General features: G+C 66.6%; 15 protein-coding genes. 11 read left to right on the top strand and 4 right to left on the bottom strand.

The genetic code is table 11. The features are described from left to right. Positions 1-21: 21 nt before the first annotated feature. The 6 genes from C8K36_RS18510 to C8K36_RS18485 all read left to right on the top strand — a co-directional run bounded on the left by C8K36_RS18510 (position 22) and on the right by C8K36_RS18485 (position 5,619). Positions 22-603: a MarR family winged helix-turn-helix transcriptional regulator gene (locus C8K36_RS18510; protein WP_107985982.1), complete on the top strand. Its 582-nt coding sequence runs from the start codon at positions 22-24 to the stop codon at positions 601-603. 322 nt (positions 604-925) lie between these two features. Then, complete coding sequence (locus C8K36_RS18505; protein ID WP_107985981.1) at positions 926-2,125, top strand: homogentisate 1,2-dioxygenase; 1,200 nt, start codon at positions 926-928, stop codon at positions 2,123-2,125. Next, on the top strand, positions 2,122-3,048 hold the full coding sequence (locus C8K36_RS18500; RefSeq protein ID WP_107985980.1) for a hypothetical protein: 927 nt from the start codon (positions 2,122-2,124) through the stop codon (positions 3,046-3,048). The genes C8K36_RS18505 and C8K36_RS18500 overlap by 4 nt, the downstream gene beginning before the upstream one ends. Further along, complete coding sequence (gene fahA, locus C8K36_RS18495) at positions 3,045-4,229, top strand: fumarylacetoacetase (protein WP_107985979.1); 1,185 nt, start codon at positions 3,045-3,047, stop codon at positions 4,227-4,229. Before C8K36_RS18500 ends, fahA begins: the two co-directional genes overlap by 4 nt. Continuing rightward, positions 4,226-4,972: a CoA transferase subunit A gene (locus C8K36_RS18490; protein ID WP_107985978.1), complete on the top strand. Its 747-nt coding sequence runs from the start codon at positions 4,226-4,228 to the stop codon at positions 4,970-4,972. Before fahA ends, C8K36_RS18490 begins: the two co-directional genes overlap by 4 nt. Continuing rightward, a complete protein-coding gene (locus tag C8K36_RS18485; protein WP_107985977.1) occupies positions 4,969-5,619 on the top strand; it encodes a CoA transferase subunit B in 651 nt (216 codons plus the stop codon). The genes C8K36_RS18490 and C8K36_RS18485 overlap by 4 nt, the downstream gene beginning before the upstream one ends. 61 nt (positions 5,620-5,680) lie before the next feature. On the opposite strand, the gene C8K36_RS18480 is transcribed toward C8K36_RS18485, so the two are convergent. Both C8K36_RS18480 and C8K36_RS18475 read right to left on the bottom strand, forming a co-directional pair. Beyond that, the gene (locus C8K36_RS18480; RefSeq protein WP_107986057.1) at positions 5,681-6,292 is read right to left on the bottom strand and encodes a TetR/AcrR family transcriptional regulator; all 612 of its coding nucleotides are present in this window, start codon (positions 6,290-6,292) and stop codon (positions 5,681-5,683) included. Positions 6,293-6,395: 103 nt separating this feature from the next. Next, on the bottom strand, positions 6,396-7,004 hold the full coding sequence (locus C8K36_RS18475; protein WP_107985976.1) for a TetR/AcrR family transcriptional regulator: 609 nt from the start codon (positions 7,002-7,004) through the stop codon (positions 6,396-6,398). A 276-nt stretch (positions 7,005-7,280) separates the two neighbouring features. On the opposite strand from C8K36_RS18475, the gene C8K36_RS18470 reads away from it, so the two are divergent. The 4 genes from C8K36_RS18470 to C8K36_RS18455 all read left to right on the top strand — a co-directional run bounded on the left by C8K36_RS18470 (position 7,281) and on the right by C8K36_RS18455 (position 10,957). Beyond that, positions 7,281-8,435 carry a hypothetical protein gene (locus tag C8K36_RS18470; protein WP_107985975.1) on the top strand — a complete coding sequence of 385 codons (1,155 nt, stop codon included), beginning with the start codon at positions 7,281-7,283 and terminating at the stop codon, positions 8,433-8,435. 34 nt (positions 8,436-8,469) lie between these two features. Beyond that, positions 8,470-9,219 (top strand): enoyl-CoA hydratase-related protein, encoded by a 750-nt coding sequence (locus C8K36_RS18465; protein ID WP_107985974.1) that lies wholly within the window; start codon positions 8,470-8,472, stop codon positions 9,217-9,219. A gap of 334 nt (positions 9,220-9,553) precedes the next feature. Then, positions 9,554-10,699, top strand: a complete 1,146-nt coding sequence (locus tag C8K36_RS18460) for a phosphotransferase family protein (RefSeq protein WP_107985973.1) — start codon at positions 9,554-9,556, stop codon at positions 10,697-10,699. Between the two features lie 63 nt (positions 10,700-10,762). Next, positions 10,763-10,957: a hypothetical protein gene (locus C8K36_RS18455; RefSeq protein ID WP_146176505.1), complete on the top strand. Its 195-nt coding sequence runs from the start codon at positions 10,763-10,765 to the stop codon at positions 10,955-10,957. A 65-nt stretch (positions 10,958-11,022) separates the two neighbouring features. Here the strand turns inward: C8K36_RS18455 and C8K36_RS18450 are convergent, their stop codons facing one another. Continuing rightward, entirely contained in the window at positions 11,023-12,393 is a 1,371-nt protein-coding gene (locus C8K36_RS18450) for an aldehyde dehydrogenase family protein (protein WP_107985971.1), read from the bottom strand. Between the two features lie 19 nt (positions 12,394-12,412). Next, complete coding sequence (locus tag C8K36_RS18445) at positions 12,413-13,222, bottom strand: SDR family oxidoreductase (protein ID WP_107985970.1); 810 nt, start codon at positions 13,220-13,222, stop codon at positions 12,413-12,415. Positions 13,223-13,500: 278 nt separating this feature from the next. On the opposite strand from C8K36_RS18445, the gene C8K36_RS18440 reads away from it, so the two are divergent. Beyond that, entirely contained in the window at positions 13,501-14,850 is a 1,350-nt protein-coding gene (locus C8K36_RS18440; protein WP_107986056.1) for an NAD(P)-binding domain-containing protein, read from the top strand. Positions 14,851-14,865: the final 15 nt, after the last annotated feature.

Here is a 14,865-nt window from a genome sequence, read left to right as displayed (position 1 = left end):
CTGCCGCGATAGGGTGGCCGCATGAACGGCGATGGCGACGAGGGGCGCAGTGCGCACGCGGCGGACGGATCGGCGACGCCGGCCCCCGGGTCGCTCGACTTCTGGTCGTTCATCGACCTCGCCAATGCGCGTCTGAGCACCGAGTTCGGGTCCACCCACCACCTGGCCACGCAGGTTTTACTCACCCTCAACCGGGCGGCGAACGTCATCACCTACGACCTGGAGTCGTCCGTCCACCGCCCGCGAGGGCTGTCGTGGTCGGCGTTCCGGCTGATGTTCGTCACCTGGCTGGCCGGCCCGATCGAACCGAAGAGTGCTGCCAAGCTCACCGGCATGAGCCGCGCTGCCGTCTCGAACCTCGCGAAAACGCTGGTCGCGAGCGGTCTGCTCGAGCGATCCCCGGACGAACGCGACGGCCGTTCGGTGCAGCTCTCGCTCACCGAGCAGGGGCGTTCCGAGATGGCCGCGACCTACCGTGAACACAACGAGCGCGAGTACGCGTGGGCGAGCGTGCTCACCGAGGCCGAGCAGCACATTCTCGTCATGCTCCTGGACAAGTTGATCACCAACCGCAGCCAGTTCGACGTCCGCGGCCGCAACTGAACCCGGCGCCGCCCGCCTCTCCCGCCCCGTCTCATCCCCCCGCGCGTTTTGCGCACTTGTCGCTGTTCCCGCGTCTCCACAAGCGCGCTGAGTGCGCAAAACGCGGGGATGGGGGGCGCGAACTCGCGCTAAGTGCGCAAAACGCGGGGGCGGGGGAGACGAGACCGCTCATGTGGTTGCGCTCACGCCCAGAAACTAGTTAATCTGTTTACTAACCTCGGAGAGAGACCGGCGGGCCGGGGCAACTGCGGTCCGCGCTGCTGTTTCGCCGACGGTGACGACCACAGCCCGAGATCGGGCGCGAGTACACAGGAGGCCGGTCATGGCGTTCTACCGACAGCTCGGCAACGTTCCGCCGAAGCGGCACACGCAGCACCGTGACGAGAACGGCCAGCTCTTCTTCGAGGAGCTGATGGGTGAGGAGGGCTTCTCCTCGGACTCCGCGCTGCTGTACCACCGCCACATCCCGTCGGCCATCGTCGACGCGACCGTGTGGGAGCTGCGCGACCAGACCACCACCCCGAATCATCCGCTCAAGCCGCGGCACCTCAAGCTGCACGATCTCTTCCCCGAGGAGATCTGGGCCGAGACCGACGTCGTGACCGGGCGACGGCTCATCCTCGGCAACGCCGACGTGCGCCTGTCGTACGTGGTCGCGGCCAAGGAGTCGCCGCTGTACCGCAACTCGCTGGGCGACGAGATGGTGTACGTCGAGTCCGGCGAGGCCATCGTCGAGACCGTGTTCGGCGCGCTGCATGCACGCCCGGGCGACTACGTCCTGATCCCGATGTCGACCACCCACCGCTGGGTGCCGCAGGGGTCGGAGCCGTTGCGCGCCTACGCGATCGAGGCGAACAGTCACATCGTCCCGCCGAAGCGCTACCTGTCGAAGTACGGCCAGCTGCTCGAGGACGCCCCGTTCTGCGAGCGCGACCTGCACGGCCCCACGGAGCCGTTCGTGGCCGAGGGCACCGACGTCGAGGTGCTGGTCAAGCACCGCGCGGGCGGCGCGATCGTCGGCACCCGCATGGTGTACCCGAACCACCCGTTCGACGTGGTCGGCTGGGACGGTTGCCTGTACCCGTACACGTTCAACATATCGGACTACGAGCCCATCACCGGCCGCGTGCACCAGCCGCCGCCGGCGCACCAGGCGTTCGAGGGCAACAACTTCGTCATCTGCAACTTCGTGCCGCGCAAGGTGGACTACCACCCGCTGGCGATCCCGGTGCCGTACTACCACTCGAACGTGGACTCCGACGAGATCATGTTCTACTGCGGCGGTGACTACGAGGCCCGCAAGGGTTCGGGCATCGGCCAGGGCTCGATCTCGGTGCACCCCGGTGGCCACGCCCACGGCCCGCAGCCGGGTGCGTACGAGCGCAGCATCGGCGTCGAGTTCTTCGACGAGCTCGCCGTCATGGTCGACACGTTCCGGCCGCTCGAGCTCGGTGAGGGCGCGCTGGCGTGCGAGGACGACGTCTACGCGTGGTCCTGGTCCGGGCGGGGGCCGAACAAGTGACGGCCATTTCCCCGCTCCTCGCCGGCCTGTGCGACGACGCGGCGCTGTTCCCCCCGGGGAACGCGCCGATGGACGCTGCGGTACCCGCGCACCTCGAACACGAGCACGCCGATCACGCTGCGCTGGTGGGGCCGTTCGTGTTCCCGGCCCCGCGTCTCGGTGAGCTGCCCGCGATCCTCGGCGAGACGGCTGCCGAGCAGGACGGCGAGCTCGAGCTGAGCCTCACCGTCCCGGGCGGTACCGACGCGGTCGGCGCGGCGTTGGTGCAGTTGCGTGCCATCGACGGCGTCAAGCTGGTCGCAATGGAGATCGCGGTACCCGAGGGGCAGGCTCCTGCGCAGCTGCTCGCGGCGCTGGACGAGATCGCTTCTGCTGCACCGGGCGTCGAGATCTTTGTCGAGGTCCCGCGCGACGACCGCCGACCCGAGATCCTCGCCGGCCTGGCCGGCTCGCCCTACTCCGCGAAGTTCCGCACCGGCGGCATCGTCGCGGCTGCGTACCCGGACGAGACCGAACTGGCCGCCGCGATTCACACCGTCGTCGGAGCGGGCGTGCGTTTCAAGGCGACCGCAGGTCTGCACCACGCCATCCGGAACACGGACCCCGACACGGGATTCGAGCAGCACGGCTTCCTCAACGTCATGCTCGCGACGCATCGGGCAACCGACGGCGCGAGTGTCGAGGAGATCGCCGCGACGCTTGCCGACCGTGACGGAACCAGCCTCGCCGGAGCACTGGCGGGACTGTCGGCCGAGGCGGTGGACTCGCTGCGCGCGAACTTCCGGTCCTTCGGCACTTGCAGCATCAGCGATCCGCTGACCGAACTGGTCGGCCTCGGACTGGTGCCCCGATCATCCACCGAGCCCTCCGCGCCTACGGGCTCGGTGGATTCCCCCTCGACCGAGGAAGGACCCCTCGCATGACCGTCATCTCGATTCCCGCCGATTCCCTGTTCGGTCTCGACAACCTGCCCTACGGCGTGTTCTCGACCGCCGACGCGGGCCCGCGGGTGGGTGTGCGCGTCGGCGACAGTGTCGTCGACCTCGCCAAGGCTCTGGGCGATGACGTCTTCGCCGAGCCGACTCTCAACGCGTTCATGGCACAGGGCCGCGAGCGCTGGGTCGCGGTGCGTGCGCAGATCACCGAGCTGGTTGCCGGTGAGATTGCCGACGACGCGGTCTTCTCGGTCGACGACGTCGCGATGCACCTGCCGATCGCGGTGGCGGACTACGTCGACTTCTACGCGTCGGAGAACCACGCGACCAACCTGGGCAAGCTCTTCCGCCCGGATTCGGCTGCACTGATGCCGAACTGGAAGCACCTGCCCGTCGGCTACCACGGTCGGTCCAGCACCGTCGTCGTGTCGGGCGTCGACATCGTGCGTCCGTGCGGTCAGCGCAAGGCTCCGGCCGACGCTGCGCCGTCGTTCGGTCCGTCGATCCGTCTCGACATCGAGGCCGAGATGGGCTTCATCGTCGGTGTCGGCTCGCCGATGGGTTCTTCCATCACCCCGGATCAGTTCGCCGAGCACTGCTTCGGCGCCGTGATCCTGAACGACTGGTCGGCCCGCGACATCCAGGCGTGGGAGTACGTCCCGCTGGGCCCGAACCTCGGCAAGAGCTTCGCGACGTCCATCTCCGCGTGGGTCGTTCCGCTGCTGGCGCTCGAGGCCGCCCGCGTCGATACTCCCGTGCAGGATCCGACGCCGCTGCCGTACCTGCGGGGCGACGAGAAGTGGGGCCTCGACATCGATCTCGAGGTCGAGTGGAACGGCGACGTCATCTCACGTCCGCCCTACGCCCAGATGTACTGGTCGCCCGCGCAGATGCTGGCGCACACCACCGTCAACGGCGCGGCCGCCAGCACCGGTGACCTGTTCGGCTCGGGCACCATCTCGGGTCCCGAGAAGGATCAGCGCGGCGCTTTCATCGAGTTGACCTGGGGCGGAGCCGAACCCGTCGAGGTGGCCGGCGAGCAGCGTACGTTCATCGAGGACGGCGACGAGATCTCGATCTCGGCGACCGCGCCCGGTGTGAACGGTGGGCGCATCGGCTTCGGTGAGGTGCGTGCCCGCATCCTGCCCGCCACCGGTGGTGCTGCATGAGCAAGGTCTTCGCATCCGCAGCCGAGGCCGTCGCGGACATCGCGGACGGCTCGACGCTGGCGGTCGGTGGCTTCGGGCTGTGCGGTATCCCCTCCGAGCTGATCGGCGGGTTGGCTGATCGCGGTGTGTCCGGTCTCGAGGTGTTCTCCAACAACTGCGGCGTCGACGACTGCGGGTTGGGAATCCTGCTGTCGGCGGGTCAGATTCGCCGTGTGACGGCGTCGTACGTGGGTGAGAACAAGGAGTTCGCGCGGCAGTACCTCTCGGGTGAGCTCGAGGTGGAACTGACCCCGCAGGGCACCCTCGCCGAGCGGCTGCGTGCGGGTGGTGCCGGGATCCCGGCGTTCTACACGCCCGCCGGTGTCGGTACTCCGGTCTCGGAGGGTGGTCTGCCCTGGCGCTACGACGCCGACGGTTCGGTCGCGATCGCGTCGCCGCCGAAGGAGACTCGCGAGTTCGGCGGCAAGACGTACGTGCTCGAGCAGTCGATCGTCGCCGACTATGCGCTGGTGCACGCCGAGATCGGCGACACCGAGGGCAATCTGGTGTTCAACAAGACCGCGATGAACTTCAATCCGCTGGCCGCGATGGCCGGCCGGATCACCATCGTGCAGGTCGAGAAGCTGGTCGAGCCGGGCGAGCTCGATCCCGCCCAGGTGCATCTGCCGGGTGTGTTCGTCCAGCGTGTGGTGCATACGGGTGTGCAGGACAAGCGAATCGAGAAGCGGACGGTGTCGGCATGAGCTGGTCACGTGAGCAGATGGCCGCGCGTGCTGCGGCGGAGATGATCGACGGCGAGTACGTCAACCTGGGGATCGGGCTGCCGACCTTGATCCCCAACTACCTCCCCGACGGGGTGAAGGTGGTTCTCCACTCGGAGAACGGCATTCTGGGCACCGGCCCGTACCCGAGCGAGGATGCGGTCGATCCCGACCTCATCAATGCCGGTAAGGAGACGGTGACGGTGAACCCGGGAGCGGCGTTCTTCGATTCGGCATTGTCGTTCGGCATGATTCGCGGTGGCCACATCGACACTGCGGTCCTCGGTGGCATGCAGGTCTCCCGTAGTGGGGACCTCGCCAACTGGATGGTGCCGGGCAAGATGGTCAAGGGCATGGGCGGCGCCATGGATCTGGTGCACGGTGCCCGGCGCGTCATCGTGGTCATGGAACACACCGACCGCGATGGCGGCGCCAAGATCGTCGACCGGTGCACGTTGCCGTTGACCGGACAGGGTGTGGTGCAGCGCATCATCACCAACCTTGCCGTGATCGACGTCGCCGACGGCGCCCTGGTGTTGCGTGAACTCGCGCCCGGCGTCACCGCCGTGCAGGTGCAGGACGCGACCGGCGCCCCGCTGGTCGTGGACCTCGACGCCGACGCCGCCTAGCACCACCCCGATCGCCCGTCCGGTCCGGACCTCCCCCCTACGGGCCGGACGGGTTTCCACGTCAGCGGGGGCGGATCGCCTCGGAAATGAATGTGGCGGCCCGCTCGAACTCCACTTCCATGTCCGTGACGGTGTTCTGGCGCCAGTACCGGATCGTCGTGACGTAGACGGCGGTCACCATCTGCGAGAGGAAACGCAGCGGGTAGTCCAGCCGTACTTCGCCCCGGGCGACGCCCGCCTCGAGGATTCGCCCGAACGCCACGATGAATCGTTCCGTGCGGGCAGCGCTGACCGCCGGCGTAGCGAGATCCCGATCGAGTTCCCGCGTGGTCGCCCGGAAGTAATGTTCGAGGGTGACTGCCGCCTCGACGACATCGTCGAACAGGGAATGGATTCGTTCGGCTGTCGTGAGGTCCCGGGCGAGCAGGTCGTCGATGATCCCCGGCAACTTGTTCATGTGGACCATGTGCAGCGCGGCCAGGACAGCGTCTTTGCTGTCGAAGTAGTTGAAGAACGTGCCGCGGGAGACGCGCGCCGCCGCCGCGATGTCGTCGATGGTCGTACGGTCGAACCCGTGTTCGGAGAAGAGTTCGCGAGCGGCCTGGAGCAGCCTCTCGAACGTCCGTTGTCGTCGTTCGTCCCGCCGCGTCACGATCTCTCGACTTTCCCCCACCTTGCCGCCTCCGCGTTCGACTCGCAGTATCGACACCTTCCGACCAGTCGGAATCTACCCGTCGAATGACGGTCTCGGACAAACTTCGTGAATCCGGCGTCGTTCACGGGTGGGGAGTGAGCGTCTCCGCCACGTACGTCGCGGCCATGTGGAAGCCGTCGGCGAGGTCGTAGTTCGCATCCTGGCGCCAGTAGCGGATCGTCGAGATGTACACGGCGGCGATCATCTGGGCGAGGAACCGGGGCGGATAGTCGGAGCGGACCTCGCCGCGCTCGATCCCCGGCTCGAGAATCCGGAGGAGTTCCGCGGTGAAGCGTTCGGTGCGCTCGACGCTGATCTCGGGCGACGCGAGATCGCGCTCGAGCTCTCCCGTCACCGCCCGCAGGTAGCCGGGAAGTTCCTCCGTCGCGTGCACGAAGTCGGCGAAGAGTTCGAGGATCCGTGCCTCGGTCGTCAGGTCCTGCGCCAACAGCCTGTCGATGGTGGCCGACAGTGAATCCATGTTGTCGGCGTGCAGCGCCGCCAACAGGTCGTCCTTGGTCGGGAAGTAGTTGAAGAAGGTGGCGCGGGACACCCCGGCCCGGTCCGCGATCTCCTCGACCGTCGCTCCGACGCCACGCGCGGCGAAGAGTTCGCGCGCGGCGGTCAGCAGGCGTCCCCGCGTCTGCAGCTTGTTGCGTTCGCGGCGGCCGAGTGTCGTGGGCTCGTTCATTCTCTCCAGGTATCTTCCGATCGTGCACTTACACGAGTGTTCCTGTCTGGGTGAATGGCACCCGATAGTCTTCGCCGATCGGCGCGCCCGTGTCCAATCCGGCGGGGTGGGTGACGGGCGGGCGCGAAAGAAATCGTGAATCTGTTCCCAAAACCTAGACTAGCGTCTATCTTTAGCCTCCGAGTCCAGAATTCGAAATAGATCTGGCGAGATCAGCGCGGCCGGAGCGGCATTCGTCGTCCCGGTCGAACCATCTTCTTCGGTAAGGAGGCGGCCTTGGGCGGATCCATCGGTCCTCTGGTGGCAGCGGACGAATACTTCAACCATCAGATCGTCGAGACGTTCGCGACGGTGGCGCAGACCGACTACTCGTGGACCGAGAAGGTGTGCCTGATGGCCGCCGCGAAAGACGGTTCGCTGCAGATCGGATTCGGTTTCGGCAAGTACATCAACCGCAACGTCATCGATGCGTACGCCGGCGTGGCTCGCGGCACCGAGCAGTGGACCGTTCGGGCGAGTCGTGAACTGTCCACCGACCCGGACTCCGTGGACGTCGGGCCGATTCGCTACGAGATCATCGAGCCGCTCCGGCGGATCCGTGCGGTACTCGAGCCCAACGACGTCCAGCCGGTCGCGTTCGACCTGATCCTCGAGGGCGTCGTGCCGTGTGTTGCGGAAGAGCGGGAAGACCGGCGGAACATCACCGGATACCGGCGCACCGCGGACCAGATCCGGTACCACCAGACGGGTGTCGTGGCGAGCGGTTGGATCGAGGCCGACGGTGAGCGGATCGAGGTCGGACCCGAGGACTGGGTGATGACCCGCGACCATTCGTGGGGGGTGCGCCCCGGCGTCGGTGACGACATCGCGGACCTCGCTCCGGATCCCACCGAGCGCTACACGCCGAGCATCCTCGCGGTGTGGAACCCCCTGTACTTCGAGCACCCCGACGGCAGCAACTACGCTTTCCACCAGTACCTTCTGCACTACGAGGGCCCCGGCTACCTGCACAAGGTCGCGCAGGGCGGCTTCGAGTACGCCGACCGGCCGCGGGACCTGATCACCGGCATCGAGCCCAAGATCACGTTCGATCCCCGGAACCGGCGGTTCCTCGGTGGGGCTTTCCACCTCGCAATGTCCGACGGGCGTATTCGCGTTCTGGAAGCAGAACCGGTGTCCGACACGGGATTCCATCTCGGCGCAGGCCACTATCTGCGGCCGAACGGTGAGCGCGGTGGTTCCTGGAAGGGTTCGTTCCACCTGGACGGCAGCTACTACGCCGACACCTCGACACCCGAGGCGGCGGAAAAACTCAACCAGTTCCGGGACTGCGTGATTCGCGTCCACGACGTCGAGACCGGCGCGACCGGATGGGGCAATCTGCAGACCTGGGTCGCCGGCACCTGGCCCGACATGGGTCTGCCCGAGTAGGCCCAGTCGTGACGAGTGATGTGGAGACGGTTCGATGACGGTGCGGTACGAGCGGCAGGATCGCGTCCTCGTGGTCCGGATCGAGCGTGAGGAGCGGCGCAACGCGATCGACCGCGAGACAGCCGAGGGACTCGAGGAGGCATTCGACCTTCTCGACGACGACGATGACCTGTGGGTCGGAGTGGTCACGGGAACCCCACGGATCTTCTCCGCCGGCACCGATATTCGTGAGCGGGCCGATCTTCGTATGCCCCGGGGCGGCGAGTACGGCATCATTCGACGCAGGCGGGTCAAACCGCTGATCGCCGCGGTCGAGGGGTATGCACTCGGCGGCGGCTTCGAGATCGCGCTGGCATGCGATCTCATCGTTGCCGCCCGCACCGCCGAGTTCGGCCTGCCGGAGGCGCGACGGGGACTCGTCGCCGCGTCGGGCGCGCTGTTCCGTGCGCCTCGAGCGCTTCCGGTCAACGTCGCGCGCGAGTTGCTGATCACCGGTCGGACGCTCTCGGCCGAGCGTGCATTCACGCTCGGAGTGGTCAACGAGGTGACCGACCAGGACGGGGCGCTCGCGGGTGCGCTGGCGATGGCGCTCGAAATCTGCGAGGCGTCGCCGGTGGCGGTGCGTGAGAGCCTGCGCGCGCTCGATGCGCAGACCTCGGCCCAGGACGAGCGAGGATGGGAAGTCACCGCGGACGCTCTGGGCGTGGTTCTCGTGTCGGAGGACTTCCGAGCCGGTATCGAAGCCTTCGCGCAGCGTCGCCAACCGGTCTGGTCGGGCCGCTAGACCGTCCTTCTCGCGTTCGTGGTTGTCCCACAATCGAATACGGGAGTCCAGGGTCGGGCCACATCGTGGCCCGGCCGTTCGCCGTTTGTTCCATCCGGCGGTCCCGGTCGGAACTAGAACCCGACTTCATTTTCTTCGTCGAATTCGTTGACACCGGCTCGCAGCGCTGCTGTACTTCTTGGAAGTCCGAGGCGCCGAGCGGGTCGAGAAGCTCTGCACAGCAGACGATTCCGGCCATTCTGGCGCCGTTATCAGCCTGTCCGGACGCACAATCTCACCGTGCGAGGAGCGCCCGCCGTGGACTCGTCTCGCCGAAACGAATGGGAGGTACCGCATGACCGCCGACAGCGTGATGCCAGAGGGTGTGGAAGCGAACATCACGACCACCGAGACAGATCTGGACGCGCTGCGGGAACAGCTCGCCGGATGGCTCGGAGACCGACTGCATGCCGATGCGGCGCCGCGGGTCTACAACGTCGAACGGCCCGGGCACTCCGGAATGTCGAGTGTCTCGGTGCTGTTCGATCTGGACTGGAGGGCGGATGGCGAAGCCCATACGGCGCAGCTGGTGGCCAGGCTCGCGCCGGAGGCCACGGCGTTCCCGGTGTTTCCCGGCTACGACCTGCAGCACCAGTTCGACGTCATGACCGCCGTCCGTGAACGCAGCGCAGTGCCCGTTCCTCGGGTGCGGTGGGTGGAGAATTCCTCGGAGCCGCTGGGTAATCCGTTTCTCGTGATGGATCGTGCGAGTGGGGCCGTACCGGTCGACAACCCGCCGTACGTCTTCGGTGGCTGGCTGCAGGATCTGGACGAGTCCGGCCGGAAGGCTGTGCAGGACGCCAGCGTGCGGGTGCTCGCGGATATTCACGCGATCGACGACCCGGCGAAGGCGGTGCCGTCGCTGGCGGTCCCGGCCGGTGAGACCAGCCTGCGCCGTCACTTCGACAGCGAGCGCGCCTACTACGAGTGGACCCGACGTAACGACGGCCTTCGTATCCCGGTGCTCGAGCGGGCATTCGACTGGCTCGAAGCGCACTGGCCCGTCGCGCCGTCGCCGGACGTGTTGTGCTGGGGCGACTCTCGGATCGGCAACATCATGTACGAGGGCACCGAGGCGGCGGCCGTGCTGGACTGGGAATCGGCGGTACTCGCTCCCCGCGAACTCGACCTGGGTTGGTTCATCTTCTTCCACCGCCAGTTCCAGGACCTGGCCGAGCAGTTCGGCATGCCGGGACTGCCCGAGATGTTCACGCGCGCCGACGTCGTCGCGCAGTACGAGCGGGCCTCCGGGGTAGAGGTTCGCGACCTCGACTTCTATCTCGTGTACGCCGCGCTGCGACACGGCATCGTGATGTCGCAGATCGAACGCAGGCGAATCCATTTCGGGGAAGTGCAGACGCCCGAGAACCCCGACGAGTACGTGATGCATCACCGCATGCTCGCGGCTCTGATCGACGGCACCTACGAATGGGAGAAGTGAAGCATCAGGCCGGTTTCCCTCGACGAGTACCCGATTCGCCAGTCGCCCTTGTCGATGGCGCGTGTGGCGTCCACGGACCGGAACTTCCACGGCCGTAACTACTTCAACGCGCACGACCGCACCGGCGACGTCTACCTGATCTCCGGTTTCGGCGTGTACCCGAACCTGAGTGCGGCGCGGACTTTGTCGTGGACCCCGAAGCGTGGACGGCCGCCACGATCCCTCGGGTTCGTCGGCTGGATGGACAGGGCTCCCTGATCGAACATGACTCGAGATAGGACGAAGGGCAGGGTGGCAATCGCCACCCTGCCCTTCGTCTTTCGTCAGTGCTTGATGCTGATGACGCGGGTGTCGAGGAAGTCCTCGACGCCGGCGGTGCCGCCCTCGCGGCCGAACCCGCTCGACTTCGTTCCGCCGAAGGGGAGTTCGACCTCGAGTGCGTTGTGCTGGTTGATCCACACGGAACCGGCGTCGATCCGGTCGGCGACCTTCTCGGCGTTCTCGATGCTGCCCCACACGGAGGCGCCGAGCCCGAATTCTTGCTCGTCGAGTGTCGCGAGGACGTCCTCGACGTCGGTGTACGCGACGACGGGGAAGACTGGCCCGAACTGCTCGAGGGAGACGATCTCGGCGGTGTCGTCGACGTCGCGGACGAGGGTGGGCTCGAGGAAGTAGCCGGGCAGGTCGGTGCCGCGTCCGCCACCCTTGACGACCGTGGCGCCGCCGGTGACGGCCTTGTCGAGCAGGCCCTGTACGAACTCGAGTTGGGCCTTGTTGTGGAGCGGACCGACCTTGGTGCCGGGCGCCAGTCCGTATCCGACGGGCAGGGCGTCCATGGCGGCGGCGAAGGCGTCGCAGAACTGGTCGATCTTGTCGGCCGGCACGTATGCGCGTTTGGGGGCGACGCACATCTGACCGGTGTTGAAGAACGCGTTCTTGGCGAGAATGGTTGCGGCGCCCTCGATATCGGCGTCATCGAGGATGATCGCGGGATCGTTGCCGCCGAGTTCGAGGGTGACCGGGGTGATCGTGTCCGCCGCCTGGCGCATGATTTGGCGGCCGACGCCGGTCGATCCGGTGAACGAGACCTTGCGGACGCGGCGGTGCTCGACGAGAGCGCGGCCCACCTCGGGTCCGCCGTGGACGATCTCGATGACGCCGGGGGGAAGGGTGGACTGCAGGATCTCCACGACTTTCCCGACCACCAGCGAGACCGATTCGGCGGGCTTGACGACGACGGTGTTGCCTGCGGCGAGTGCGGGCGCGATCTTCGCGATCAAGAGGAAGACGGGGAAGTTCCACGGCACGATGGCGGCGACGACGCCGAGGGGGCGGTGTTCGATCCGGGCGGTGCGTCCGGCGGCTTCGGGTGCCTCGGTGACGTCGTCCCAGTCGAGGCGGGCGTTGTGGGCGAAGCATTTCGCGGAGATCCAGATTTCACCGCCGGCGTCCTCGGCGGTCTTGCCCTGCTCCATGGAGAACAGGGGGACGATCTCGGGGATCTTGCGCATCAGTTCGTAGGAGCAGGCGGCGAGGAGGCCCTGTCGGTGGGCGCGGTCGGTGCGCCAGGTTGCGAAAGCGTTGTGGGCGCGCTCGATTCGGGTGCCGAGTTCGGTGAGCGTGGTGACCGGGGTGCGGCCCACCTCCTGCAGGGTGGCGGGATCGATCGAGACGAGTTCGGTAGTGTCGGACATGTGTGTGTCGTCCCCTTTTCTACTGGGCGGCCGCGGCCATGGCCGGCGCGATGTAGTTGCGGAAAACCATGGAGCTCAGGCCGCCGTCGACGGGGATGTCGGCGCCGCTGACCCACGACGACTCGGACGAGGCGAGGAAGAGCAGGGCGTCGGCGATTTCCTCGGCGTGGGCGTGCCGGCCGGCCCACATGGCGGCGCCGTCGATGTTCTCGGCGCCCATGGTGGCGGTGAAGTCCGCGAGCAGTGGGGTGCCGATCGTGCCGGGGGAGACGCTGTTCGAGCGCAGTCCGATGTGTTTGGCGTCGACGGCGAGGTTGCCGGAATTGATGATGGCGGCTTCCTTGGACAGGTTGTAGCAGGCGGTGTCGATGTCGGGGAAGTCGGCGAGGGAGTCCAGGGCGGTATCCCAGTCGTCGATCGCGAGGAAGGCGTTGAGCCGGGCGAAGTTCTGCTGCCACTTGAACCCGGCCTGCGATGCGGTGGTCACGATGACGGGTTCGGGCCCGAATTTGGGCAGGAGGGCGCGGGTGAGGTCGCGGGGGGCGAGGGTGTTGATGGAGAGCACTGTTCGCCACGGGAGGGTGGCGGCGACACCGGCGTTGTTGATGAGCACGTCGATGGGGCCGGTGATCTGGTCGGCGATGGCGCGGACGCCGTGGTGGGTGGACAGGTCGCCGATCACCATGTGGGTGATGGCGGGGTCGGTGCTCGCGACGCGGTCGACACCGATGACGGTGGCGCCTTGGACGGCGAGTTTGATGACGGCGGCGGCGCCGACACCGGACGAGCAACCGGTGACGACGACTTTCTTGCCGGAGAAGTCGGGCATGGACGGACTCCTTGCGGGATGACAGGTATGGGCCGGGTGTGCCGGAGGCGAAGCGGGGTGGATTCTTAGACCCAAGTCTAAGAATTGAATGTGAACTGTAACACTCGATCGGCGCTGCGAAAAGGGGTGAACTCTGCATTTCCATAGCAGGGCAGCGCTTCTCGGAACTATTGACGCGTGTCAATTTTGGCCCTACGGTGTGAGTCACCTCACGTATGTGCCTGATGGGCGGTCTCGGCGACGCACCCACGCACGCGGTCCACCTCGAACGGAGCACGATGGCGAAACCCACGACCTGCATCATCGGAGCCGGAATCAGCGGTCTGACGGCCGGCAAGATGCTCACCGACTACGACATCCCCTACGAGTGCTTCGAGAGCTCCGACCGCATCGGCGGCAACTGGGCGTTCGGGAACCCGAACGGTCATTCGAGCGCTTACCGGTCGCTGCACATCGACACGTCCAAGCACCGGCTGTCGTTCAAGGACTACCCGATGCCGGAGGAGCTTCCGGACTTCCCGCATCACACCGACATCAAGCGGTACCTCGACGACTATGCGTCCGCGTTCTCGCTGCTCGACCGAATCCAGTTCGAGAACGGCGTCGAGCATGCGGAGCACCTGCCGGGAGGTGGGTGGGAGGTCTCGACCCAGGACGGCGAGACGCGCCGCTTCGACTTCCTTGCTGTCGCGAACGGGCACCACTGGGACCCCCGACTGCCCGACTTTCCCGGCGAGTTCACCGGCGAGTCGATCCATTCGCACGCGTACATCGATCCGGAGACCCCGCTGCATCTGCGGGACAAGCGAATTCTCATCGTCGGACTCGGAAACAGTGCTGCGGACCTTGCCGTCGAACTGTCGCAGCGTGCGCAGCGCAACAAGGTAACGATCTCCACCCGCTCCGGCGCGTGGATCGTGCCCAAGTACGCGTTCGGCGTCCCCGCCGACACGCTGATCCAGACGATCCCACAGATTCCGCTGTCGTGGCAGCGGCGGATGGGCCGCCGCGGCCCGATCTTCCTGTCCGGCCGACCCGAGAGCTTCGGCCTGCCCAAGCCGGACCATCACTTCGGCGAGGCGCATCCCACGCAGTCGCAGGAACTGCTGGTGCGCTTCGGGTCCGGTGACCTCGATGCCAAGCCGAATATCGAGCGACTCGACGGCGAAACCGTGCACTTCGTCGACGGCACGAGCCGCGACTTCGACGTCATCATCTACGCGACCGGATACAACATCACGTTCCCGTTCTTCGACCAGGACTTCCTGAGCGCGCCCGGGAACGACTTCCCCTTGTACAAGCGCATGTTCAAACCCGGCATGGACGATCTTGCGTTCGTCGGCTTCGCGCAGTCGGCGCCCACACTGTTCCCGTTCGTCGAGTGCCAGTCTCGTACGCTTGCCGCCTATCTCGCGGGCAACTACCGGCCGCCGGCCGAGGCCGAGATGCACCGCGTCATCAAGGCTGACGAAGAACGGTTCGTGGGGCACTTCAACAACCGGCCCCGTCACACGCAGCAGGTCGACTACTACATCTACGAACACGAGATGCGGACCAAGGAATTGCCGGCCGGACTGGCGCGGGTGCAGAGGGAGGGTGCCGTCCGATTCGCGGCTGTCCCGGCATGATGGGATCCCGTACGC

The sequence above is a fragment of the Rhodococcus sp. OK519 genome, from assembly GCF_003051005.1.
Classification (GTDB): Bacteria; Actinomycetota; Actinomycetes; order Mycobacteriales; family Mycobacteriaceae; genus Prescottella.
The sequence above is the reverse complement of the archived record's forward strand: the minus strand, read 5'-3'. Positions and strand labels throughout refer to the sequence as shown.

Bases quoted from the DNA above. Each gene is read 5' to 3' on its own strand.
- C8K36_RS18510 (WP_107985982.1), top strand. From the start codon at position 22: ATGAACGGCGATGGCGACGAGGGGCGCAGTGCGCACGCGGCGGACGGA.
- C8K36_RS18505 (WP_107985981.1), top strand. From the start codon at position 926: ATGGCGTTCTACCGACAGCTCGGCAACGTTCCGCCGAAGCGGCACACG.
- fahA (WP_107985979.1), top strand. From the start codon at position 3,045: ATGACCGTCATCTCGATTCCCGCCGATTCCCTGTTCGGTCTCGACAAC.
- C8K36_RS18490 (WP_107985978.1), top strand. From the start codon at position 4,226: ATGAGCAAGGTCTTCGCATCCGCAGCCGAGGCCGTCGCGGACATCGCG.
- C8K36_RS18485 (WP_107985977.1), top strand. From the start codon at position 4,969: ATGAGCTGGTCACGTGAGCAGATGGCCGCGCGTGCTGCGGCGGAGATG.
- C8K36_RS18475 (WP_107985976.1), bottom strand. From the start codon at position 7,004: ATGAACGAGCCCACGACACTCGGCCGCCGCGAACGCAACAAGCTGCAG.
- C8K36_RS18465 (WP_107985974.1), top strand. From the start codon at position 8,470: ATGACGGTGCGGTACGAGCGGCAGGATCGCGTCCTCGTGGTCCGGATC.
- C8K36_RS18460 (WP_107985973.1), top strand. From the start codon at position 9,554: ATGACCGCCGACAGCGTGATGCCAGAGGGTGTGGAAGCGAACATCACG.
- C8K36_RS18450 (WP_107985971.1), bottom strand. From the start codon at position 12,393: ATGTCCGACACTACCGAACTCGTCTCGATCGATCCCGCCACCCTGCAG.
- C8K36_RS18445 (WP_107985970.1), bottom strand. From the start codon at position 13,222: ATGCCCGACTTCTCCGGCAAGAAAGTCGTCGTCACCGGTTGCTCGTCC.
- C8K36_RS18440 (WP_107986056.1), top strand. From the start codon at position 13,501: ATGGCGAAACCCACGACCTGCATCATCGGAGCCGGAATCAGCGGTCTG.